This window comes from Streptomyces sp. B15 (genome assembly GCF_018070605.1).
Taxonomy (GTDB): domain Bacteria; phylum Actinomycetota; class Actinomycetes; order Streptomycetales; family Streptomycetaceae; genus Streptomyces; species Streptomyces smyrnaeus.
The window spans coordinates 1-22,149 of the sequence record NZ_JAGPXJ010000011.1; the positions used below are offsets into that span (position 1 = coordinate 1).

At 71.5% G+C, this 22,149-nt stretch carries 22 protein-coding genes; 7 read left to right on the forward strand and 15 right to left on the reverse strand.

Going from position 1 to position 22,149, the window contains the following annotated elements; genetic code table 11:
* Both KBY19_RS07635 and KBY19_RS07640 read right to left on the reverse strand, forming a co-directional pair.
* Positions 1 to 1,129: serine/threonine-protein kinase (locus KBY19_RS07635; RefSeq protein WP_210965449.1), on the reverse strand; the 1,129-nt coding region annotated here is incomplete at its 3' end.
* A gap of 63 nt (positions 1,130 to 1,192) precedes the next feature.
* Positions 1,193 to 1,543: a DUF5955 family protein gene (locus KBY19_RS07640; RefSeq protein ID WP_185018406.1), complete on the reverse strand. Its 351-nt coding sequence runs from the start codon at positions 1,541 to 1,543 to the stop codon at positions 1,193 to 1,195.
* A 200-nt stretch (positions 1,544 to 1,743) separates the two neighbouring features.
* Between KBY19_RS07640 and KBY19_RS07645 the strand changes: the two genes are divergently transcribed.
* Together KBY19_RS07645 and aceB are read left to right on the forward strand one after the other, a co-directional pair.
* Complete coding sequence (locus KBY19_RS07645; RefSeq protein ID WP_099885014.1) at positions 1,744 to 2,388, forward strand: NTP transferase domain-containing protein; 645 nt, start codon at positions 1,744 to 1,746, stop codon at positions 2,386 to 2,388.
* 359 nt (positions 2,389 to 2,747) lie between these two features.
* The gene (gene aceB / locus KBY19_RS07650) at positions 2,748 to 4,382 is read left to right on the forward strand and encodes a malate synthase A (RefSeq protein ID WP_099885013.1); all 1,635 of its coding nucleotides are present in this window, start codon (positions 2,748 to 2,750) and stop codon (positions 4,380 to 4,382) included.
* A 106-nt stretch (positions 4,383 to 4,488) separates the two neighbouring features.
* On the opposite strand, the gene KBY19_RS07655 is transcribed toward aceB, so the two are convergent.
* Both KBY19_RS07655 and KBY19_RS07660 read right to left on the reverse strand, forming a co-directional pair.
* The gene (locus KBY19_RS07655; protein ID WP_099885012.1) at positions 4,489 to 5,160 is read right to left on the reverse strand and encodes a GPP34 family phosphoprotein; all 672 of its coding nucleotides are present in this window, start codon (positions 5,158 to 5,160) and stop codon (positions 4,489 to 4,491) included.
* Positions 5,161 to 5,238: 78 nt separating this feature from the next.
* Positions 5,239 to 6,855 carry a YfcC family protein gene (locus tag KBY19_RS07660; protein WP_210965450.1) on the reverse strand — a complete coding sequence of 539 codons (1,617 nt, stop codon included), beginning with the start codon at positions 6,853 to 6,855 and terminating at the stop codon, positions 5,239 to 5,241.
* A 121-nt stretch (positions 6,856 to 6,976) separates the two neighbouring features.
* Here KBY19_RS07660 and KBY19_RS07665 point away from each other — a divergent pair, with 121 nt between their 5' ends.
* Positions 6,977 to 7,447 (forward strand): GNAT family N-acetyltransferase, encoded by a 471-nt coding sequence (locus KBY19_RS07665; RefSeq protein ID WP_099885011.1) that lies wholly within the window; start codon positions 6,977 to 6,979, stop codon positions 7,445 to 7,447.
* Here the strand turns inward: KBY19_RS07665 and KBY19_RS07670 are convergent.
* From KBY19_RS07670 to KBY19_RS07680, 3 genes are all read right to left on the reverse strand, one after another.
* A complete protein-coding gene (locus KBY19_RS07670) occupies positions 7,413 to 8,216 on the reverse strand; it encodes an AroM family protein (RefSeq protein ID WP_185018404.1) in 804 nt (267 codons plus the stop codon). The genes KBY19_RS07665 and KBY19_RS07670 overlap by 35 nt on opposite strands.
* Before the next feature lie 62 nt (positions 8,217 to 8,278).
* On the reverse strand, positions 8,279 to 10,000 hold the full coding sequence (locus tag KBY19_RS07675) for an OPT/YSL family transporter (protein WP_210965451.1): 1,722 nt from the start codon (positions 9,998 to 10,000) through the stop codon (positions 8,279 to 8,281).
* A gap of 92 nt (positions 10,001 to 10,092) precedes the next feature.
* Positions 10,093 to 11,085: a DUF1177 domain-containing protein gene (locus tag KBY19_RS07680; protein WP_185018402.1), complete on the reverse strand. Its 993-nt coding sequence runs from the start codon at positions 11,083 to 11,085 to the stop codon at positions 10,093 to 10,095.
* Positions 11,086 to 11,255: 170 nt separating this feature from the next.
* Between KBY19_RS07680 and KBY19_RS07685 the strand changes: the two genes are divergently transcribed.
* From KBY19_RS07685 to KBY19_RS07695, 3 genes are all read left to right on the forward strand, one after another.
* Positions 11,256 to 12,059 (forward strand): IclR family transcriptional regulator, encoded by an 804-nt coding sequence (locus tag KBY19_RS07685; RefSeq protein WP_210955718.1) that lies wholly within the window; start codon positions 11,256 to 11,258, stop codon positions 12,057 to 12,059.
* A gap of 34 nt (positions 12,060 to 12,093) precedes the next feature.
* Positions 12,094 to 12,828: a dipeptidase PepE gene (pepE, locus tag KBY19_RS07690; protein ID WP_099885007.1), complete on the forward strand. Its 735-nt coding sequence runs from the start codon at positions 12,094 to 12,096 to the stop codon at positions 12,826 to 12,828.
* A gap of 96 nt (positions 12,829 to 12,924) precedes the next feature.
* Positions 12,925 to 13,620 carry a helix-turn-helix transcriptional regulator gene (locus KBY19_RS07695; RefSeq protein WP_185018401.1) on the forward strand — a complete coding sequence of 232 codons (696 nt, stop codon included), beginning with the start codon at positions 12,925 to 12,927 and terminating at the stop codon, positions 13,618 to 13,620.
* Positions 13,621 to 13,844: 224 nt separating this feature from the next.
* Here the strand turns inward: KBY19_RS07695 and KBY19_RS07700 are convergent, their stop codons facing one another.
* From KBY19_RS07700 to KBY19_RS07735, 8 genes are all read right to left on the reverse strand, one after another.
* A complete protein-coding gene (locus KBY19_RS07700; protein WP_221506973.1) occupies positions 13,845 to 15,200 on the reverse strand; it encodes a nucleobase:cation symporter-2 family protein in 1,356 nt (451 codons plus the stop codon).
* 356 nt (positions 15,201 to 15,556) lie between these two features.
* Positions 15,557 to 16,960: an 8-oxoguanine deaminase gene (locus tag KBY19_RS07705; protein ID WP_099885004.1), complete on the reverse strand. Its 1,404-nt coding sequence runs from the start codon at positions 16,958 to 16,960 to the stop codon at positions 15,557 to 15,559.
* Between the two features lie 90 nt (positions 16,961 to 17,050).
* Positions 17,051 to 17,986, reverse strand: coding sequence for a factor-independent urate hydroxylase (gene pucL / locus KBY19_RS07710; protein WP_185018398.1), 936 nt, complete (start codon positions 17,984 to 17,986; stop codon positions 17,051 to 17,053).
* 4 nt (positions 17,987 to 17,990) lie between these two features.
* Positions 17,991 to 18,461, reverse strand: a complete 471-nt coding sequence (locus KBY19_RS07715) for a hydroxyisourate hydrolase (protein ID WP_099885002.1) — start codon at positions 18,459 to 18,461, stop codon at positions 17,991 to 17,993.
* Positions 18,458 to 18,976 carry a 2-oxo-4-hydroxy-4-carboxy-5-ureidoimidazoline decarboxylase gene (uraD, locus tag KBY19_RS07720; protein ID WP_099885001.1) on the reverse strand — a complete coding sequence of 173 codons (519 nt, stop codon included), beginning with the start codon at positions 18,974 to 18,976 and terminating at the stop codon, positions 18,458 to 18,460. The genes KBY19_RS07715 and uraD overlap by 4 nt, the downstream gene beginning before the upstream one ends.
* Positions 18,977 to 19,132: 156 nt before the next feature.
* Positions 19,133 to 19,516: a helix-turn-helix domain-containing protein gene (locus tag KBY19_RS07725; protein ID WP_099885000.1), complete on the reverse strand. Its 384-nt coding sequence runs from the start codon at positions 19,514 to 19,516 to the stop codon at positions 19,133 to 19,135.
* Complete coding sequence (locus KBY19_RS07730; protein WP_099884999.1) at positions 19,516 to 19,770, reverse strand: hypothetical protein; 255 nt, start codon at positions 19,768 to 19,770, stop codon at positions 19,516 to 19,518. The genes KBY19_RS07725 and KBY19_RS07730 overlap by 1 nt, the downstream gene beginning before the upstream one ends.
* A 38-nt stretch (positions 19,771 to 19,808) precedes the next feature.
* A complete protein-coding gene (locus KBY19_RS07735; RefSeq protein ID WP_099884998.1) occupies positions 19,809 to 20,714 on the reverse strand; it encodes a helix-turn-helix transcriptional regulator in 906 nt (301 codons plus the stop codon).
* 609 nt (positions 20,715 to 21,323) lie between these two features.
* Here KBY19_RS07735 and KBY19_RS07740 point away from each other — a divergent pair.
* Positions 21,324 to 22,139: a TIM barrel protein gene (locus KBY19_RS07740; RefSeq protein WP_099884997.1), complete on the forward strand. Its 816-nt coding sequence runs from the start codon at positions 21,324 to 21,326 to the stop codon at positions 22,137 to 22,139.
* Positions 22,140 to 22,149: the final 10 nt, after the last annotated feature.

A 22,149-nucleotide genomic window follows, 5' to 3' on the forward strand; every position in this document is an offset into this window, starting at 1 on the left:
GGGCGGCCAGGGTGGGCGGGGCGGCGAGCGGCGGCGCCGGAGGCGGGGTCTGCGGCCCGGCCGGCCGGGGCGGGGGCGGCACCTGGGCCGTCAGCGGGGCCGTGCCGGCGGCACCGGCGGAGGGGTCGGCGCCGGGGGCCGGGCCCGCCGTCCGGGTCGGGCTCTGCGCGGAAGCGGCCGGGGCGGCGGTCGGGGTGGGCGGCGGGGTCTGCGACGGCGCGGGCGCCGCCGCGCGGTGGGTGATGTCCGACGCCACGGCGGCCGGCAGCCAGTCCCCCGCCCGCCTCAGCTCGGTGTCGCCCGACGCCGTCCGGCACATACCGAGGACGTCCGGCAGTCCGGGCCGGTCCGCGGGGTCCTTGGCCAGACAGCGGGTGACCAGCTCGCGCAGTTCGTCGGGGACGCCGTCCAGCGCCGGCTCGGCGTGGACGATGCGGTAGAGCACGCCGTGCGAGGTGCCCTCGCCGAAGGCCGGGGTGCCCGCCGCCGCGTACGCCGCGATCTGGCCCAGCGCGAAGATGTCGGTGGCCTCGGTGACCCGCTCCCCCGCCGCCTGTTCCGGCGCCATGAACGAGGGCGTGCCGATCGTGACCCCGCTGCTGGTGAGCGAGGTGGCGTCGGCCGCGCGGGCGATACCGAAGTCGATGACGCGCGGCCCGTCGTCCGCCAGCAGCACATTGGAGGGCTTCAGATCCCGGTGGACGATGCCCGCCTTGTGGATGACCTGTAGCGCCTCCGCGATCCCGGCGACCAGGAACAGCACGGTGGGCACCGGCAGCCGTCCGTGCGCGGACACCGCCTCGGCCACCGAAGGGCCGGGAACGTAGGCGGTGGCCAGCCAGGGCCGGGGCCCCTCGGTGTCGCTGTCGATCACCGGCGCCGTGTACAGGCCCTGGACGCGCTCCGCCGCCCGCACCTCCTGCTGGAAACGGCGCCGGAACTCCGGGTCCTCACTGAAATCGGGACGGATCACCTTGATGGCGACAGGACGCCCGCCAGGGGTGTACGAGAGATAGACCTTCCCCATTCCTCCCGAACCGAGCCGGGCCGCCAGCCGGTACCCGGCGACCGAGGCCGGATCGTCCTGAGCGAGTGGAGTGAAGACCTCCGCTGCCGCTCCGTCAGTCATGGATCGCTGCCCCCGAGATCGTCGTTGCCGGTCCAAAGACGACCAGACAGTACCGGTCAGCGATCAGTGCGTCGGGCGCGGGCCGGTTCCGAAGAGTTCGACGGCCTCGCGGACGGCGGCCAGCGGCAGCGCGAGGGCGCTCACCGAGCCGACGGCGGCCGCCAGCAGCAGGAGCGAGTGCCTCAGCTCCTCGGCGACCGGCGCTTGGGAGCGGACGGAGGCGGCGAGCGCGTCCAGCTCCCGCTCGGCCTCGCGGCGGTCGCGCAGTTCGGCCGGGTGCGCGTCCAGCGCACGCCGCATCCGGTGCACGGCCCGGCCCAGCGCCTCGATACGCGGGTCGGCGCCGGTGTCGTGTCCGGCGGTCACCACCCGCCGTTTCCCCACAGTCTCGCTTCGCACGTTCTCCCCCCACATGGGATGTCCCGCACCGCCATGGAGCGCGGGAGTTCCGCTTTCCTCCAAGGAGTTGGTCGCTCCCGTCGGAGATTCCGACAGTAAACGCCACTCTACGCGTGTGGCGCCACACGGAACGCGAGATTTCAGGGGGCCTTTTCCGATGATCGTCCCCAAGGATGAGGGAGAGGGTCCCCCTTACGTGCGATATCCATGAACGTATGACGCAGAAGGAACAGACATCGGACGACCCCGCGACCGGTGGGGCGCCGCGCGTGGCCGGCCTGCTGCTGGCCGCCGGCGGCGGGCGGCGGCTGGGCGGCCGCCCCAAGGCCCTGCTGCGGCACGGCGGCCGGCCGCTGGTGGAGCACGCGGCGCGCGTCCTGCGCGAGGGCGGCTGCGGTCCGGTGTACGTGGTCCTGGGCGCGGCCGGTGAGCAGGTGCGCCGGACAGCCCTGCTGCCCGGGTGCGTACTGGTGGACAACCCGGACTGGTCCGAGGGCATGGGGGGTTCGCTGCGGGCCGGGCTGCAGGCGCTGTCCGGGGCGCAGGCCGCCCGCGGGGTGGAGGCGGCGGTGGTGTGCCTGGTGGACCAGCCGGGCATCGGCGCGGAAGCCGTGGCCCGCGTCCGGACGGCGTACCGCTCCCTGGGCTCTCTTGCCTCTGCGGCGTACGACGGCCGCCGAGGCCACCCCGTACTGCTGGGCGCCGCGCACTGGGAGGGCGTCGTCCGCAGCGCTCGGGCCGATGCGGGGGCGCGCGACTATCTGCGGGAGCGGCAGGACGAGTTGGCGCTGATCGAGTGCGCGGACATCGCCGACCCCGCCGACATCGACACCCCGGACGATCTGCACCGGCTGGGCTAGCCCCGCCCGCGCGTCCTGCCGCGCCCTTCCCGTTCTCCGGCCGGGAGGTGCTGCCCCTGCCGCTGTGGGCGGCACCCGGCGCGCTCGGCCGCATGGCGGTGGCGCGGGGTGGCACCCGGGGTCAGTGGAAGGGCCGGTTCCGGCGGTGGATCGGCGTGAGGGATATCTCGACGTCAACAAACTCTTGAAGTTCCACTATGAGGAAACTAATCTCCACTGATCAGAAGCACCTTCCTGTCCCGAAGGCTGCCCACGCCCGCGTTCCGCGCCTCCCGCACGGGGCGCGGCACCCCGTGCCGCCCCGCACCGCACATCGCCCGGCGGCCGCAGATCACCGCTCGTCGAAGGAGTGACCCACCATGTCCGCACCAGCGCCCTCCCCGCTGGAAATCGTCGGCGTCGACCCAGGGCAGCGGCCTGAGAGGCAGGACGAGGTTCTGACCGGTGCTGCGCTGGAGTTCGTCGCCGCCCTGCACCGCAGGTTCACCCCGCGCCGCGACGAGCTGCTCGCGCGCCGCGCCGAGAAGCGCGCCGAGATCGCGCGAACGAGCACGCTGGACTTCCTCCCGGAGACCGCACATGTGCGCGAGGGCGACTGGCGGGTGGCCGACTGCCCGCCCGCGCTGCTGGACCGCAGGGTCGAGATCACCGGTCCCACCGACCGCAAGATGACGATCAACGCCCTCAACTCCGGTGCGAAGGTCTGGCTCGCCGACTTCGAGGACGCCTCGGCGCCCACCTGGGAGAACGTGATCGGCGGCCAGCTCAATCTGACCGACGCCTACGAGCGGCGCATCGACTTCACCGACGAGCGCACCGGCAAGAGCTACGCGCTGCGGCCCGCCGAGGAGTTGGCCACGGTCGTGGTGCGGCCGCGCGGCTGGCACATGGACGAGCGGCACCTGGTCTGCGACGGGCAGCCGGTGCCCGGCGCACTGGTCGACTTCGGGCTCTACTTCTTCCACAACGCGCAGCGGCTGCTCGACCTGGGCAAGGGCCCCTACTTCTACCTGCCCAAGACCGAGTCGCATCTGGAAGCGCGGCTGTGGAACGAGGTGTTCGTCTTCGCGCAGGACTACTGCGGCATCCCGCAGGGCACCGTCCGCGCCACCGTCCTGATCGAGACGATCACAGCGGCCTACGAGATGGAGGAGATCCTCTACGAGCTGCGCGACCACGCCGCCGGGCTGAACGCGGGCCGCTGGGACTACCTCTTCTCCATCGTCAAGAACTTCCGCGACGCGGGCTCGCGTTTCGTGCTGCCGGACCGCAACGCGGTGACGATGACCGCGCCGTTCATGCGCGCCTACACCGAACTGCTGGTGCGCACCTGCCACAAGCGCGGGGCCCACGCCATCGGCGGCATGGCCGCGTTCATCCCCTCCCGCAAGGACGCGAAGGTCAACGAGGTCGCCTTCGAGAAGGTCCGGGCCGACAAGGACCGTGAGGCCGAGGACGGCTTCGACGGCTCCTGGGTGGCCCACCCCGATCTGGTGCCCGTCGCCAAGGCGTCGTTCGACGCCGTACTGGGCGAGCGTCCACACCAGAAGGAGCGGCTGCGCGAGGACGTCGAGGGGGCCGTCAAGGCCTCCGACCTGATCGCCATCGACTCGCTGGAGGCCCGTCCGACGTTCGAGGGGCTGCGCAACGCCGTGCAGGTGGGCATCCGCTACATCGAGGCCTGGCTGCGCGGGCTGGGCGCGGTGGCCATCTTCAACCTGATGGAGGACGCGGCGACGGCGGAGATCTCCCGCTCCCAGATCTGGCAGTGGATCAACGCGGGCGTCGTGCTGGACACCGGTCAGCAGGTCACCGCCGAGCTGGCGCGGCAGGTGGCGGCGGAGGAACTCGCCGCGCTCCGCGCGCAGATCGGCGAGGAGGCCTTCGCGGCGGGCCGCTGGCAGCAGGCCCACGACCTGCTGCTGCGGGTGGCGCTCGACGAGGAGTACGAGGACTTCCTGACCACTCCGGCGTACCAGATGCTGCGCGGCTGAGTCGACGGCTGTTGAGGGGATGCCCCTGCTCGCCCGCAGCAGTCCGAGGGTGCTTTGTGGCCGAGCGCGCCGTTCCCCGCGCCCCTCACGGGGCGCGGGGGCCGTTTCACATGGTGGCGACCGTTGTGGCGGTCGTGGTGGCGACCGTGACGGCGACCAGCACCGCCTGCATGTTCTCGATGGCCTGGCGGACGTCGTCGGCGACCCACTGGCCCTCGGCGATGGCCTCCATGCGCGGTGCCACCTGTTTGCGGGGGACGCCGGGGAAGGCCACCCCGTGGAGGCCGGCGGCGTGCAGCAGGGCGATCAGCCCGGTGGTGCGCTCGTCCGGTTCGGCGCCGTAGCGGACGACGTCCTCCAGCCGGTGCCGCAGCTCGCGTTCGGCCGAGCCGTCCACCTCGGGGTAGCGGCGGGTGGTGAAGATGCCGAGCGTGCGACGCTTGTGCTCGGTGACCACGCCCCGCTCGCAGAGGCGTTCCACGGCGGCGTCGAACGCCTTGGGCTGGTCCTTGGCGAGCCAGTCGCCGATCTTGCCCTTGGCGTCGCGGCCGAGCCACTCGACGATCTTCCCGAGACGCCCGTCCAGCAGCGTGTCGCCCGTCGGTGCGGAATCGGGCACGGTGAGCCGCCCGTCGGTGACGGCCAGGCGCCCGGCCAGCGTCAGCTCCAGCAGGATGCCGCCGGCGGCGGCCCATCCCGCGGCGGAGCGGCCCTTGGCGGCGCCGGATTCGTCGTCCAGCGCCAGCAGCGTGACTTCCTCGCCCAGTGTGACCGCCATGAGTCCCCCTTCACCCGTCCCCGTACTCATTCGGGTTCCGCTGCCCAGCTTCGAGCGGGGCAAACCTGGCCCGTCCGGCTACGCCAGCACCGCGCCCAGGGCGACAAAACCCGTGATCAGCAGGGCGAGAAGGCCCAGGAGCGGGACGACGAAGCGCAGATACCGGTCGTAGCGGACCTTGGCGAGAGAGATACCGCCCATGACGACGGCGGTGGTGGGGACCCACAGGTTCATCCAGCCGCTGGCCGCCTGCCAGGCGGTGACGACGACGGCGCGGGAGACGCCGGCGAAGTCGGCGAGTGGCGCCAGGATCGGCATGGCCAGGGTGGCGTGGCCGGAGGTGGAGGGGATGAGGAAGGCGAGGGGGAGGTTGACGATGAAGACCATCACGGCGAACAGCGTCGAGGGGACGCCGGTGACCGCCCCCTCGATGGAGTGCAGGACGGTGTCGGTGATCTTCGCGTTGTTCATGATGACCGTCACCCCGCGGGCCAGCACGATCACCAGCGCGGGCGCGACGAACTCCCCGACTCCCTGGACGAAGGTGGTGGTGAACCGCTGCTCCCCCATCCGCGTCAGCAGCCCCACCAGGACCGCCGCACACAGGAACAGGGCCGCCAACCGCGGGAAGGACCAGCCCAGTTCCCAGTCGTAGGGCGCCGCGTCCGCCTCCCCGCTGAGCGCGCTCGCCCAGGGGATCACCGAGAAGATCATGAAGGCGAAGACCAGGGTGACCGTCACCAGGACGAGTTTGTGCAGGCCGGTGAGCGGGGGCGGCTCGTCCGCCTCGCTGCGCCCGGCGGCCTGCGGACGGCTCCCCCCTGGGCCGATGGGGGTGCCCCCGGTCGAACGAAGATGAGACCGGGGGACTGCCGGAGGTCCGACGGGGAGGTCGCCGGGCCGGTGGCCGGACAGCGAGCGCGCGGGGTCGTCCCGCACCCGGCGCGCGTACCGCACCACATACCCGATGGTGACCGCCGTGAGCACCAGCCACATCAGGGCACGCAGCGCGATGCCGTCGCCGAGCGAGATGTCGGCCGCCGAGGAGGCCACACCCGTCGAGAAGGGGTTGACGGTGGAGCACAGCACCCCGATCCCGGCGCCCAGGATGATGGTGCCGGTCGCCACCATCCGGTCGTAGCCCAGTGCGAGCATCAGCGGGACGATGAGCCCGTAGAAGCCCAGGGTCTCCTCCGCGAAGCCCTCCACGGTGCCCAGCAGGGAGAAGACCAGCATCACGCCGACGATCAGCAGGCTGCCCCGGTCGCGCAGCCGGTGCGCGAGGCGGCCGATGCCGCGGTCCATGGCGCCGGTGGCGAAGACGACGGTCATGAAGGCGCCGATGGCCAATACGAAGAAGAAGACCCCGGCGGCACCGTAGAGTTCGCCGGTGAGGTCGGGGCCGACCCGCCCCGTCCGCAGGTCCTGCACCCCGTAGAGACCGTTGACCGGGGCGAGGAACAGCTCGTTGAACCGGTCGAGCAGCCCGAGCCCCGCGGACTCGCGGTGGTAGGTGCCCTGCCGGGGCGCCCCGTCGGCACCGCGCTCATAGCGGCCGGACGGCACGAAGAACGCCAGCACCCAGACGAGCAGCGTGACCAGCGCCAGCACCGTGAGGGCGCTGGGGAAGGTGAAGCCCCGCCGCGGTTCGGCCGGTTGGGACCCGGTCTCGGGGGACTCGGCCTCGGTCGGCATGCCGCGCACCCCTTCCTCGTCAGCTGGTGTAGGGCAAATCGCAGCATAACGGGCAGATGGCGCAGAGGTCGGGCACCGGAGCCCCCGCGTCCCCGCGGAAGGCTCCGCATACGCTGTGGGCATGATCCGCGACGCCGTTCCCGCCGACATCCCCGTCATCCACACCATGATCCGTGAGCTCGCCGAGTACGAGCGGGCGCCTGAGGAGGCACGGGCCACCGAGGAGCAGTTGCACGAGGCGCTGTTCGGCGAGCGCCCGGCGGCCTACGCGCATCTGGCCGAGGACGCCGCCGGCGACCCGGTGGGCTTCTCGCTGTGGTTCCTGAACTTCTCCACCTGGCGCGGGGTGCACGGCATCTATCTGGAGGACCTGTACGTCCGGCCCGCGGCACGCGGGGGCGGGTACGGCAAGGCGCTGCTCACCCAGCTCGCCCGGCTGTGCGTCGAGCGGGGCTACGAGCGCCTGGAGTGGTCGGTGCTCAATTGGAACGCCCCCTCGATCGCCTTCTACGAGTCGCTGGGCGCCCGCCCGCAGGACGAGTGGACGGTCTACCGCCTCACGGACGACGCCCTGAAGTCCCTGGGGGCTTAATCCCTGGGGGCCTGGAGCTCGCCCGGCGCGGCGCAGCAGGGTGTGCCGCGGCAGCCTCCACGGCCAACCGCACCGCGAGGCTGCGGGCCAGCAGGACCGGGCGGCCGCCCGCCCGGGCGGCAGCACCCCGCATCGACTCCGTGTAGCCGATGCAGTCGAGAACCAGCCGGCTGCTGCCGCCCGCGACGAGCCGCTCGGCAGCCGAGGCGACCGCCTCGTGGGCGTCCGCCGCGTACGGGTCGGCGGGCTCGGCCCGCACCGGGCCGGGCAGCAGCGCGGACCAACGCCGCGCCACATCGGCTGCCTGCGCGGGCAGTGGGCACACGATGCCCACCGGTTCGTCGCCGACGAGCGCGCGGACGCCCTGCTGGACGAGGGGTTCGGCCTGCAGCACCGGACGGCCGGCCGGCACCGGCGGGAAGTTGCCGGTGCACAGCAGCAGCGTCACCGCGACGCCGTCCGCCTCGCAGCGTGCGACGGCCTCCCGCATCCGCGGTGCCAGCGCGTCGTGGCCCAGCACGACGGAGGTGCCGTCGCGCAGCCGCGAGACCAGAGGGGCCTCACCCGGCGCGGAGGCCAGGGCGGTGCGGGTGCGGACCCCCTCCGCGCCGTCGAACACCTCATCGTCCAGGGCGCCGTGCTCGGACACGCCCAGGCCGCCCAGCAGCGGCTCGATGTCCCCGGTCAGATCCGTCCGGGGCGCCTGCCCGATGGTGACCAGCCCCAGTGCCGGACCGGATCCGGCCCCTGTGCCGCCGCTCAACTCCATGCTCCTCTCGGTAGGTTGCCGTCGTGCGTGGCGCGCGACGGGCACAGCGCCTTGCAGAACGGTCACAGCGCCTTGTAGATCTGACTGACGTCGTGCAGCGAGCTGCCCGCCACCAGTCCCGCGCCCACCAGCGCCAGGTCGTTGTCCGCGTCGATCCGCGGGTCCGTGGCCGCCGCCCTGGCACGCCGCGCCGTCCAGCGGGAGTAGCCGAACCGGACGGCGAGCGCGGCGAGCACCAGCCAGCCCGCCTGCGGGGTGGCGACGAGCAGTCCGGTCGCGAGCAGTACGCCCATCTGGCGCGAGGAGCCGCCGAAGAACTGGATCAGCGCCCCGGGGATCGCCCACAGAACCAGCAGCGTCCCCGCGTCCGAGTCGGACAGGCCCGCCTTGATGGTGTCGACGTACACCTGCGCCACCGGCGGCACCCGGCCGTCCTCGAAGAACGGCTTCCAGGCGATCACCACGACGAGGATGGCGACCGCGAATCCGACGAGCTGTGCGATGTACTGCTGCCGTCGCCCCGCCATCTCGTACGGGTGCCAGGGCACCGCCCCCTTGCGCAGCAGCCATCCGGCCTTGAAGTCGAAGCCCACGTCGGCGAAGGCGGGCCCGGTCGAGGCGGCGTAGCCGACCAGCAGGGCCAGGGGCACCATCGGTATCCCCAGGACGAGGCCCAGGATCAGGAAGATGAGGGTGACGGCGAAGGCCGGGAACCAGCCCGAGTGCATGGCGGCCAGCCCGACGATCAGCTGGTGCACCAGCGCCGCGACACCGGCCAGCAGCACCCAGCCGACGAGCCCGGCACCGCCCATGTCGGCGGCGATCCCGCCCGTCAGGGCGATCAGCACGGCCCCCGTGACGAAGAGCGCCAGCCCCTCCAGCAGCCCGCGCCGCAGGCGCGGCGCGTCGACCGTACGGACATCGGGGGTGAAGTCGCCGTGCTCGCGCTGTGCGGCCCGGCCGCCTTCCGCTGCCCGCTCCGGCACCGCGGAGCCGTCCGCGGCACCGCCCGCCGCCCTGCCCCTGCGGTCCCGCATCAGCAGTACGGCCTGGACGAGTGCGACCAGTCCCGCGCCGATCATCACTCCGTGCGGTACGTAGTTCGCCGCGAGGTCGACGTGCAGCATCGTCGGCGCGTACTGAGCGACCAGCAGGCCGACACCGAACATCAGCAGTGCCCAGATGTTGCCGAGGAAGGCGACGCCCGCGGCGCTCATCGGGAGCTTGAAGAGGGAGCCGAGGAAGCCGACGACCGCGCTGAGCCCCAGCAGCTTGGCCTTGCGGCCGCCCTCGTCCCCCGCCTTGATCGTCTCGGCCGCCGCGATACCCGCCGGCCATGCCCCGGTGGCGGGCAGCAGCCGCGAGTCGAAGACCCGGTAGAGCACCCAGCTGTCGACGGCCAGCCCGATGACGGCACCGCCGAGCATCGGCCACACCAGGTTCGGCTTGCCGAGCAGAAAGGGCACGGCGATCGGGGTGACCAGCGAGTTCGCCGCGGCGAAGGTGGATCCGGAGATCGCCGACTGCACCAGGTTCTGCCGCTGCGGGTCGCGCATCCGCGACAGCGCGGCGAAGGAGACGCGGCCGATGAGCATGGCGATGAGCGCGCCGATCACCGAGGTGTTGGGGGCGATGCCCAAGGTGGTGATCAGTACGAGCCCGATGACGGCACCGAGCACGCTGAGGAGCACCGTCACGACGAGGGTGACGGGTTCCAGCGCCCTGGGGTGGGCCCGCGCTCGGCCGGGCTGCGCCGTCGGGGGCGGGGAGGACGGGTTACTCATGGTGGCTCCGTGCAGGTGCTGGGGGCGGGGCGGCCCGGGAGCGTCGTCGGCGGGACGGCCCGGGACCGGTGCGGGGCGGTCCCGGGCGCCGGTCACTCGTCGGTGGCTCCGGCGGTGGACTGCAGATGGGTCATCGGGCCGTAGCGGTCCACGAGGCGGGCGAACTCGGTGGGGTCGTGGAAGCGGACCACTCCGCGTCCGTACTCCTTCGCGGTCTCGACGGCGAAGCGCCCCGCCGCCGCGATGTCGCGCTCATGGCTGGCGCCCGTCGCGCAGCCGGCGACGGCGGGCCGGGTGGTCAGCGCGAGGCCCACCACCGGAGCGGAGGTCGCCACGCAGGGCTGCATGATCGAGTTGATGTGGTGGACGCCGTTGCCGTACGGCGTGATGTCCTGCGTGGTGATCGGCAGCACCCGGGCGTCCTCGCCGGTGACCGTCTCCAGCAGGCCCAGCAGATCGTCGCTGACCCGGAGGATCCAGCCCTCCTTGACCGTCGGCGAGAGGGCGAGGCCCCGGTGGTTGAGCAGGCGGTTGCCCTTGGTGGTGTCGATGGAGACGACCGCGTCCATGGCCTCGTCGACCTCCTCGCGGTTGCAGTCGAGGATGGAGACCGGCGAGTCCATGAACGGGACCGGGTCGTGCGGCCGGGTCGGCGCGTCGGGGCACACATGGGTGCTGAGGATCACATCGCCGGGGAGCACGTCGCCCCTGGCGTGCATGTCGAGCAGTTTGGCCGCGGCGGAGAGGGCCGCCACCGCGCCGTCGGCGTCCGAGACGATGCCGATGCGCTCGGGGCGGGCGCCCACACCGCCGAGCCTGCCGAGGATGCCGAGGGTGGGTGCGCTGCCGCCGGAGCGGGCCCCCGCGCTGCCCGGGACGACGACCTTCACGAAGTCGGTGCCGCCCTTGGCACCCTCGACGCGGCTCACGGTGATGTCGGGCCGGGCGGGGGCGGCGCCGCGCGGCGGTGCGCCCGCCTCCTCCGTCGCCCGGTCGAGCACTCCGCGCAGATGGGCCGCGAGCGAGTGCCCGTCGGCCTGCGGCCGGTCGAGAAGTTCGATGACGTCGAGTACGTGCTTGAGCACGGGGGCTCCTTGGTACGGGGTGGTGCGACTGTGCCGTCGGTGCCCGGTACCGAGCAGGTCGACGGTGCCGGGTGGAGCGGTTGTGGCCGAAACCTTGCCCCTACGACTCCCTGAGAGCAACCTTTTCCCTATATGCGGGACAGCGACCCGGTCAGCGATAGAGTCGAGCTGTGACTACCGATCGAGGAGCACCGCTCCAGACCGCGGACCGCGTCCTGCACGTCCTGCTCGCCTTCACCCACGACCGGGACGAGTGGGGCGTGACGGACCTGGCGGCGGAGTTCGGCTGGGACAAGTCGGTCACCCAGCGGCTCCTGGCCTCCCTCGCACACCGGGGCTTCCTGGTGTCCGACGCCGTCACCAGGCGCTACCGGCTGGGTCCCGCCGTCTGGCACATGGCCACAGCCTGGGAGCGGCACGGCGGGATGGCCGGGCTCGTCCGGCCCGCGCTGCGTGAGCTGGCCGCCGTCAGCGGGGTGACCGCGCTGTTCGCCGTGCCCGACGGCGCCCATCTGCGCTGCGTCGACTCGGCGGACGGCACGCTCGGCCCGCTGCGCGCCTACCGACTGGCGGACGAGCTGTACCCGGGCCACGCGGGCGCCACCTCCCGCGCCTATTTCGGCATGCTCACCCCGGGTGCGCGCGCGGCCCTGCTCTACGGGCGCCCCATGGCCCGCTTCAGCGAACTGACCGTCACCGACCCGGCGGAGCTGGAGGAGCTGATGTGCCGGGTACCGGCGGACGGCTTCGCCTACTCGAAGGGCGAGTACGACCCGGCCACAGCCGGTCTGGCCGTGCCCGTGCTGGTGCGCTCGCAACCGGTCGGCTCGCTCACCCTGGTCGGGCCGCACGAGCATCTCGACGGGAAGCAGCAGGAGTTGCTGGTCCCGCTGCGCGCCGCGGCCGAGAGCCTGGGCGAGCTGCTCACCCCGCGCCGGGCACGGGACCGCCGTCCCGGCACACCCCGCACCTGATTCGACCACCCGCCCCGCAACGGAAGGACATCCCATGAAGCTGCTGCTGCTGTCCAACTCGGCCGCCCCCGGCCACAGTTACCTCGACCATGCCCGGGAGGTGATCGCCGAGCATCTCGACGGGGTGACCGAGCTGCTGTTCGTCCCGTACGCGCTGGCCGATCACGACGGCTACACCGCCAAGGTCGCCGCGTTCATGGACACGCTCGGTATCCGGGTGCGCGGCGCGCACACGGCCCGCGAGCCCCGCGAACTGGTCGCCTCGGCGCAGGCCGTCTTCATCGGCGGGGGCAACAGCTTCCGGCTGCTCAAGTCGCTCCAGCGGCACGGCCTGGTGGATGCCGTCGCACGACGGGTCCGCGCGGACGGGGTGCCCTACATGGGATCGAGCGCGGGCACCAACATGGCCTGCCCCACGCTGCGGACGACCAATGACATGCCCATCGTGCAGCCGGTGTCCTTCCACACGCTGGGCCTGGTCCCCTTCCAGATCAATCCGCACTATCTCGACCCGGTGCCCGGCAGCGCCCATATGGGAGAGACCCGCGAGGAGCGGCTGCGGCAGTTCCTGGAGGAGAACGACGTTCCCGTGCTCGGGCTGCGGGAGGGCACCTGGCTGCGGCGCACGCACGACACCCTGGAGCTCGGCGGTCTGGTGGCGGGCGCGCGGCTGTTCACCCCGGGCGCGGAGCCGGTCGAACACGCGCCGGGCGCCGATCTGAGCCCACTGCTCGCCGCCGAGGCCCGGTTCGACTGCCGCCCCGACTGAAGGAGCCGGCAGCGGATTCGTGGAGCTTTCTACGAGCTCGGTCTTCGGGCGAACGCACGGTAGGCAGCCGGACACCCGGCTCCCTACGGTGAGCCGATGCACTACGGCACGTCACGGGGGCAGGCAGGAAGGTCGTTCGACAGCGCGGCCGCGCGACGGCTGCGCGAAGGGCTGCGGCTGTCCCCGGAGGATGTCGCGTACGGGATGCGCGCCGCGTACGGCATGGAGATCGACGCGCGCACGGTCGCCGCATGGGAGGCCGGGGTGGCCGCACCCGACGAACAGCAACTGTCCGCGCTCGCGGGCGCGCTGTGGTGCTCGGCGGCCGATCTGATGGGCAGCCCCGGCACGCTGCGCGAGTACCGGCTGGCGCTGGGGGTCTCCCCGACCGATGTGGCACGGGAGATCGGGATGGCGCCCGAGGAGTACGCCGAGGTCGAGGAGACCGGTGTGTGGGCGGGGGATGCTCGGCAGGCCGACGCCCTGGCCGAAGTGCTGCGGCTGCCGGTGCCCGCGCTGATCGAGTTCACAGGCCGCGACGAGGAGTTGGCGCGCCTGTTGCGGAAGGCCGCCACCACCCGGTGGCAGGCGCATGTGGGGGCTGTCTGCGAACTGGTGCCGCTGCCGCGGGAGTACGTCGCCGAGGGGCTGCGTGGTCTGCACGCGGCGTACCACTCGACGACTGCGGCATCGCTGGGCTGGGGCCAGCCGGCGTCGGCGTCCTCCCGTGACGCGGGGCGGGACTTCCTCGCGGAGATCCTCGCCCATTTCTGGCAGGCCGTGGAGGGCTGACGTCCTCCCCGCGGCGCTCCCCTCCACCGCGCGCCCGCTGAGTGCCGCGCTCCCGCTCCGCGCCGCGACGGCGAGGACTCCGACACGACGGCAACCGGCGGTGCCGGACCCGGACCAGCCGCTGGGTTCGACACCGCCGGACACCTGCGTCGTGGCGGAGCGCCACTGCGGCGGGAAGGGCGGAAGCGGCGGAGAGGGAGCCGCTGAGGGAGCGGTACCCCGCGCTACGCGGGGGTGCTCTCCCTGGGGTGCGGGATGCCTTCGCCCGGTTCCATGGGGTGGGCCACCACTTCCTCGTCGCGGCGGGAGCGACCGAGGTGGTTGAAGACCAGGTTGAGGACGACGGCCGTGACGCACCCGGTCGAGATACCGGAGTCGAGCAGGATCTTCGCGCTCTCGGGGAACGCGTGGTAGAAGTCCGGCGCGGCGATCGGGATCATGCCGACGGCCAGCGCGGTGCCGACGATCAGCACGTTGTTGTCCTTGCCGAGGTCCGCCTTGAGCAGCGTCTGGATGCCGCTGGCGGCCACGGAGCCGAACAGGACGACTCCGGCCCCGCCCAGCACCGGCTGCGGTACGGCCGCGATCAGGCTGGCGGCGAGCGGACACAGGCCCATGACGATGAGGATGCCGCCTCCGGTGGCGACGACGAACCGGCTGCGGATGCGGGTCATCGCCACGAGCCCGATGTTCTGGGCGAAGGCGCTGCACAGGAAGCCGTTGAAGAAGGGGCTGACGAAGGAGCCGAGCGTGTCGGCGCGCAGGCCGGCCGCGATGGTCGGCTCGTCGGAGGGGCGGTCGACGACCTCACCCAGCGCCAGCATGTCGGCGGTGGACTCGGTCATCGAGACCAGCATCACCACACACATCGAGATGATCGCGGCGATGGCGAACTGCGGGGCGCCGAAGTGGAAGGGGGTGGGGAAGCCGACGATGTCGGCTTCCCGCACCGCGGTGAAGTCCGTGATGCCCACGGGTATCGCTATCAGCGTGCCCACGACGAGGCCGATCAGCACGGCTATCTGCTTGAGGAAGCCGGTGGTGAACCGGCGCAGCAGCAGCACGATCAACAGGGTGAGCCCGGCCATGCCGATGTTGCTGAAGTCGCCGTAGTGCGGGTCCTCGGCGTTGCCGCCCTGCGCCCAGTTGAAGGCGACGGGCATCAGTGAGACGCCGATGAGGGTGATGACGCTGCCGGTGACGACCGGGGGGAAGAAGCGGACCAGCTTGCTGAAGAACGGGGCGATGAGGAAGCCGAGCGCGGCGGCGACCATCGTCGCGCCGAAGATGACGGGCAGCGCGTCGGCGGGCCCCTCGGACTTGTTGATGGCCAGCATGGGCGCGACGGTGGCGAAGGTGACCCCGTTGACGAACGGCAGCCGGGCGCCGATCTTCCAGATGCCGAGGGTCTGCAGCAGGGTGGCGATGCCGGCCATGAAGAGGCTGGCGCCGGTCAGGAACGTCAGTTCGGTCGGAGAGAGGCCCACGGCCGCGCCGATGACGAGCGGCGGCGCGACCACCCCCGCGTACATCGCGGCCACGTGCTGGAGGCCGCTGGTGAACAACTTCAGCGGCGGCATGCCCTGATCGACCGGGTGCTTGCCGTGCTCCGGGGGCTGCTGCTGGACGGAGCCGCGCGAGCCGTCGCCCGACTCGTCCCCACTGCCGTCCGCCGTCTTTCCTTGCCTGGTGAACCTGGGCGTCTTGGCCACGGGGTCCTCCTGTCGTTATCGGCGCCTTGTGGCACGCGGTTTCCGGAGGTGTTGCGGTGTGCAAGGTGGTGCTGTTGGTGCGGTGGTGTGCGGTGTGCGCCCATGCAGAGTGTCCGGAGCATGACAGGAGTCCGGATGAGGGTCGAACCGGCCGGGAGCCGTCCCTCCCGGCCGGTGTCTGAGGGGCGGGCCGAAGCAGCGCTCCGGCCCGCGGGGTCGGACCGTCAGTCCGCGTCGGCCGCGATCCGGGCGAGGCGGCGCGCCTCGTCCCGGGCGTCGCGTGCGATCTCCTCCTCGTCGGCCCGGACCAGATGTCCGTCCTCGACGACCGGCCGGCCGTTGACCAGGGAGAGGGTGACCGGGGCCGGTGCGCCCAGGACGAGCGCGGCGACCGGGTCGGCGATGGAGGAGTGCCCGATCCCGTCCAGCTTCCACAGCACGACGTCGGCGAGCTTGCCGGCCTCCAAGGAGCCCGTCTCCTGGGCGCGGCCCAGCACCTCGGCGCCGCCGTAGGTCCCCAGCCGCAGGGCCTTGCGCACGGTCAGCGCGCTCTCCTTGTGCGGGCCCAGGCGGTTGACGAGCAGCGCGTTGCGCAGTTCGGTGTGCAGCTCGCCCGACTCGTTGGACGCCGTCCCGTCGACGCCGAGGCCGACCGGCACGCCCGCCTCCAGCATGTCCGGCACGCGGGCGATCCCGGCGCCCAGCCGCGCGTTGGACGAGGGGCAGTGTGCCGCTCCGGTCCTGGTGCGGGCGAAGGCGGCGATGTCCGCGTCGGTCATATGGACGCAGTGCGCCATCCACACGTCCTCGCCGAGCCAGCCGACCGACTCGAAGTAGTCGGTGGGGCCCATGCCGAACAGCTCGTGGCAGAACTTCTCCTCCTCCGCCGTCTCCGAGCCATGGGTGTGCAGCCGTACGCCCTTGCGGCGGGCCAGCTCGGCGCCTTGGCGCATCAGTTCGGTGGAGACGGAGAACGGGGAGCAGGGCGCGACCGCGATGTGCAGCATCGAGCCGAACGAGGCGTCGTGGTGGGTGTCGACGGCGCGTTCGGTCTCCGCGAGGGCGCCCTCCAGCGTCTCCACGGCGAAGTCCGGCGGGAGGCCGCCGTCCGAGACGCCGCGGTCCATGGAGCCGCGGGCCGCGGTGAAGCGGACGCCGATCTCGGCGGCGGCGCGGATCTCGGCGCCCAGGAGGTCGCCGGCGCCGCGCGGGAAGACGTAGTGGTGGTCCATCGCGGTGGTGACACCGCCGCGCACCATCATCCCGAGGGAGCCGCGGGCCGCCGCGTAGACCATCTCCTCGTCGATCCGCGCCCAGGTGGGGTAGAGGGCGACGAGCCAGTCGAAGAGGTTGGAGTCCGTGGCCAGACCCCGGGTGATCCACTGGTAGAAGTGGTGGTGGGTGTTGATCAGCCCCGGGGTGAGGAGATGGCCCCTGCCGTCGATCCGGCGGGTGATGTTCCCCAGGCCTTCGGGTGCGTCGCCCGGACCGACGGACTCGATCCGGTTGCCGTTGATGACCAGATGGCCGGTCGCGTACTCGGTGTCCTCCGGGTCGACGGTCGCGATGGCGCACTTCTCGATGACGACGCGGCCTGTCGGTGGCTGTTGGTGTTCGGTGTCGGCCATGGGGGTCCTCGCTCGGGATATCGGCCCGCGCCCCGCCCCCCGGGCGCGGTCGCTGCGCTGCCTGCAGGGGGCGAAGCTGGGGGGATGGAACTAGAGGTTCGTCATGTCGACGGGTATGCGAGGGGTGGCCCCGTCGCGCAGAACAGTGGCCTCGATCAGGCCGTACGGCCTGTCCGCGGCGTAGTAGACGGCACCGTCGGCCGCCTCGTTCTTGATGTCGAACGGCGACAGATCCACCTTGAAGTGGTGCTTGTTCGGCATGGAGAACCGGATCTCGTCGATCTCCGGCCGGCTGTTGATGACGCGCGAGCCCATCTGGTACAGCGTCTGCTGGAGCGAGAGCGAGTACGTCTCCGCGAAGGCGTGCAGCATGTGCTTCTTCGTCTGGGCGTAGGACTTGTCCCAGGCGGGCGTCCGCTCCTCCTGCGCGCCGGTCCAGTTGTGCCGCCACACGGCGGCCACCTCGGTGGCCAGGATGCGGTCGTAGTCTTCCTTCAGGGTGGTGTAGCGGTCCTTGATGTAGCCCCAGAACTCCGAGTTGGTGGAGTTGAGGACCGTCAGCCCCTTCAGCCCGGACAGCACCTCGACGCTCTCACCGTCGAAGGTGATCTGCGCGGTGCGTATCTCCTGGCCCTTGCGTACGAAGGAGTGCTTGACCTCGTCGGCGCCGATGAACTTGGAGTTGGCGTCGGAGGTCTCGATGCGCTCCCAGTCGTACTCCTCGATGCGGATACGGGCCTTGCCGATCGGCTCGGTGTTCTCCACGAAGTGCCGGGCGAGCAGTACGCCGAACGCCTCGGCCGACTCGATGCCGTGCTCCTTGGCGAAGGCGAAGACGGTGTTCTTGGTGGTGTCGGTCGGCAGGACGTGGGCGTTGGAGCCGGAGTAGTGGACGTCGTCCAGGTCGCCGCTGAGGGCGACCGAGACGTTGAGGTCCTTGATGTGGTGGGTGTCGCCGTCCCGCGTGATCTTGACGACGCGGTTCTCCGCCTTGCCGTACTGGTTCTGGCCGAGAATCGTGGGCATGGTGTCAGCTCCCTCGGTACACGGAGTAGCCGAACGGGTTGAGCAGCAGCGGCACGTGGTAGTGCTCGCCCGGGCGCACCGCGAAGACGATGGTCACCTCGGGAAAGAAGCTGCCTGGTGCGCTGTCCCTTACGCGGGGGGCGTCCTGCTGTTCCGCGGCTTCGCGCTGGCTGCGCGGATTCGAACTGTGCTCTGCCACGTCGTGCTGGTCCGAGCCGTGCTCGGTGGAGCCGTGCCCGTCGAGGAAGTACGGCTCCGTCTCGAACCACAGCTGAACGTGGGTGGTGCCTTCCGGCAGAGCCGGAAAGTCCTTGCAGCGCCCGTCGGCGTCGGTCTTCGACGCCCCGTGCGCGACCCATGCGGCCTGCTCGTCACCCTGGCGCACGGACAGCCGTACACCGACCCCGGCGGCCGGGCGGCCGCGGCTGGTGTCCAGGATGTGCGTGGACACCGATGTGCTCGTCGCGTCGCTCATGGTGTAGGGCCCCCTTCTTCCGCGAGGCGGGTGAGCCGGAGCCGGTTGATCTTCGCCAGTTCCTGCCGCACGATCTCCCGCTCCTGTTGCGGAGTGTTGTCGATCCGGTGACGAACGGCGTCCCTCATCTCCTCGGCACTTCTGCCGGTGGCACAGATGAGAAAGACATGCCCGAACTTGTCCTGGTAGGACAGGTTCAGTGCGAGCATTTCGGCCTTCAGCTCCTCGTCGGCGCCCGCCATGCCGCGCTGTTCGCGGGCGGAGGTCGGGTCGCCGGGCTTCGGGCGGCCGATGGGCGGGTGCCCGGCCATGGCCTCGGCCAGCCCCTCGTCGGTCAGGGCCGCCGTGGCCTCGTCACTCGCGGCGAAGAGGGCGTCGACGCTGTCGTACGGGCGCCGGGCGAGCAGGGCGCTCCCCCAGCTCCGGGCGGCGCACACCTCGTGGAGCGCGGTACGCACATCGGCGTCCGCTGCGGAGTTGAACCAGGCCAGACCTGGCGTCGAGCGCGAAGTCACGGGACCTCCGTGGCCGTGGTGCTGTTCGGGCTGGGAATAGCTAAGTCCCCGCGCCACACCACGTCAACAGTTTGTTGAAGCCTTTTCGGCATCCCGGAAAACGAAGCCCGCCATACGGAAGCCACACACGGACTCGCGGAGCAGGAGCGGAACCGGTCAGCCGCTGCGCCCGTTCTCACGGTTCAAGTAGTTGTAAACCGTGAAGCGGCTGACGCCCAGGGCACCGGCCACCGTCTCGACCCCGTGCCGCACGGAGAACGCCCCACGCGTCTCCAGGATCCGCACCACCGACTGCTTGGTCTTGCGGTCGAGCTCCGCGAGCGGCACCCCGTGCCGTCGCTCCAGCTCCGCCAGGATGTGGTCGAGGGAGTCGGACAGATGCGGCAGCCGCACCGCCACCACGTCCTCGCCCTCCCAGGCGAGCACCACATCGTCCCCCTGCGCCTGGTCCGGGGCCACCATCGCCCCGCCCATCGCATCCACCAGCGGCTTGATCGCGACGACGAAGGGGTGGCCCGAGGCGTGCGCGTCCTGCCCCATCAGCCCTCGCCCTCCCCGAGCACGTTCACCTGGAGGGAGACCCGGGTCGCCCCGGCCTCCAGCGAGCTGCGCAGCAACGCGGCGACGGCGTCCAGCACCTGGTCGGCCGAGCCCTCGGCGGTGTTGCCGAACGGGCCGACGTCCACGGCATCCAGTGCCGCCGACTGGACGACCTCCCGGGCCACGACCGCGTGCTGAGGGGCCTCGTCCAGATCGAACGGCTCCGTGGTGAACTCCACTCGCAATCGCCTCATGGGGCCACAGTACCGAGAACGCCGCAAGGCGCCCCAGGTCAGCGAAGCTCGTCGAGGATGCGCCGGAGGAAGTCGGCCGTCTCCGCCGGCTGCCGCGCCTCCGCACACAGCCGGTCCATGATCAGCGTGTACTGGTCGACCTCCGAGGGCTTGTCGAGGTAGACCGCGTTGGTCAGATGCTCCAGATACACCTTGTCGCCCAGGTCCGGGGCGGCGAACCGCAGCAGGGTCACGGGCGTGCCGGCCGCGGCGGCCGTCACCTCGAACGGCGCCACCTGGAGCGTCACATGCGGCAGTTCGATCATCTTCAGCAGATGTTCGAGCTGCCCGCGCATCACCTCGACGCCACCGAAGGGGCGCCGGAGCACCGCCTCGTCCACGACGGCCCACAGCCGCGGCGGATCCGCCCTGTGCAGCAGCTGCTGCCTGGCCATCCGCAGATCCACGATCCGGGCGACCTTGCGCGGCTCGGTGGTCGGGTAGCCGAGCTTGCTGACGGCGAACGCGTAGTCCTCGGTCTGGAGCAGGCCGGGCAGGAACTGGACCTCGTACGTCCTGATCAGTGATGCCGCGTCCTCCAGTCCGAGATGGAGCTCGAACCAGTCCTCCAGCACGTCCGAGTACTGGCACCACCAGCCGGGCGAGTTGGCCTGCCGGGCCAGGTCGAAGAACTCCTCGCGCTCCTGCGGATCGTGGATCCCGTAGAGCGTCAGCAGGTCCCGCAGATCGCGCTCCTTGGCACCGACCTGTCCGCGCTCCAGCCGGGTGATCTTCGCGTGCGAGCCGCGGATGGCCCGGCCCGCGTCCACCCGCGAGATATCGAGCGACTGGCGCAGCCTGCGCAGCTTGACGCCCAGAATGATCCGCAGCGCGGTGGGCCCGTTGGACTGCTCCTGGGCAGCCCGAAGGGACGGTTCACCGGATGGCTGCATCATGGCGGGCATTCCGACTCCCAAGGGTGATTGGGGGGTCACAACAGTGTGGCACCGGTGCACCGGTCCGGTACAGGCACCGAGAGAATACGCGGCGACCGGGCGGTGGTCCCGCCCGGAGCCCTCCATACTCCCCTACGGACAACCTGGTAACCAGCCTTCCGAGCACGGTAGTTGAAGACGCAGAATGTAAAGGCTCCGCCCACGGAGGGCAACCGTCCGTTCCGCGCACCGGCTGTGGGACCGCGAGGTGTCTTCGAGGGGCCGGGGCCGCGCGGCAGTGAGTGCGTGGGCAGGGGTCGGATTGAAGCATTAAGGAGCGCCTCCCACGCCTCCGGCGCCCCTTCCTCGCCGCTGCCGCCACATCCGCCGTGCCCTGCCACATCTGCCACATCCGCCGCACCCGAGCCCCGGCTCCGTCAGCGAGACGGAGTCCGGGGCCTTGGCACGCCCGCACGGTGCCCGCCCGCGCGCGAGGCCGGTACCCGGCGCCCGGCGGCCGGCTTTGCGGGTGGCCCTTGACAGGAACGTGACCCGCAGAGCAATCTTCCAGTGAGCAGAATACAACTTTCACAATACGAAATTCACAGCCGATCTCCGAAGGAAGGGAGGGCGGTCACAGTGGTCTCCTCGGACCGGTTCACCGTCAACGCCTCGATCCTCTTCACCGAGCTGCCCTTGCTGGAGCGCCCGGCAGCAGCCGCCGCCGCGGGCTTCGACAAGATCGAGCTGTGGTGGCCCTGGGTCGACGCACCCGTGCCCGAGCGCTCCGAACTGGACGCGCTGCGCAGCGCGCTGGAGGACGCACAGGTCCAGCTCACCGGGTTGAACTTCTACGCCGGGCAGTTGCCGGGGCCCGACCGCGGCGCCCTGTCCGTTCCCGGCGAGGAGTCGGAGAAGTTCCGCGCCAACATCGAGGTCACCGCCGAGTTCGCCCGGTCCGTGGGCTGCAAGGCGCTCAACGCCCTGTACGGCAACCGCGTCGACGGTGCCTCGGAGGCCGAGCAGGACGCCCTCGCCCTGGAGAACCTCGCACTGGCGGCGCGGGCGGCCGACCGGGTGGGGGCCGTGCTCCTGGTCGAGGCGCTCAACGCTCCCGAGTCGCCCAAGTGCCCGCTGGTGAGCGCCCCTCGGGCCGTCGAGGTGGTCGACGCGGTGAACGCGGCCACCGGGCTGGACAACGCGCGCTTCCTGATGGACCTCTACCACCTGTCCATGAACGGTGAGGACCTGGCCGCGGCCATCGAGGCGTACTCCGCCAGGACCGCGCACGTACAGATCGCGGACAACCCCGGGCGGGGGGCGCCCGGGACCGGCTCCCTGGACTTCAAGGACCTCTTCGAGCGCTTGGACAAGGCCGGTTACGACGGGCTCGTCGGCCTCGAGTACAAGCCCGGCGACAACGGCAGCGCCGCCTCCTTCGGCTGGCTGAAGTAACTGGATCTGC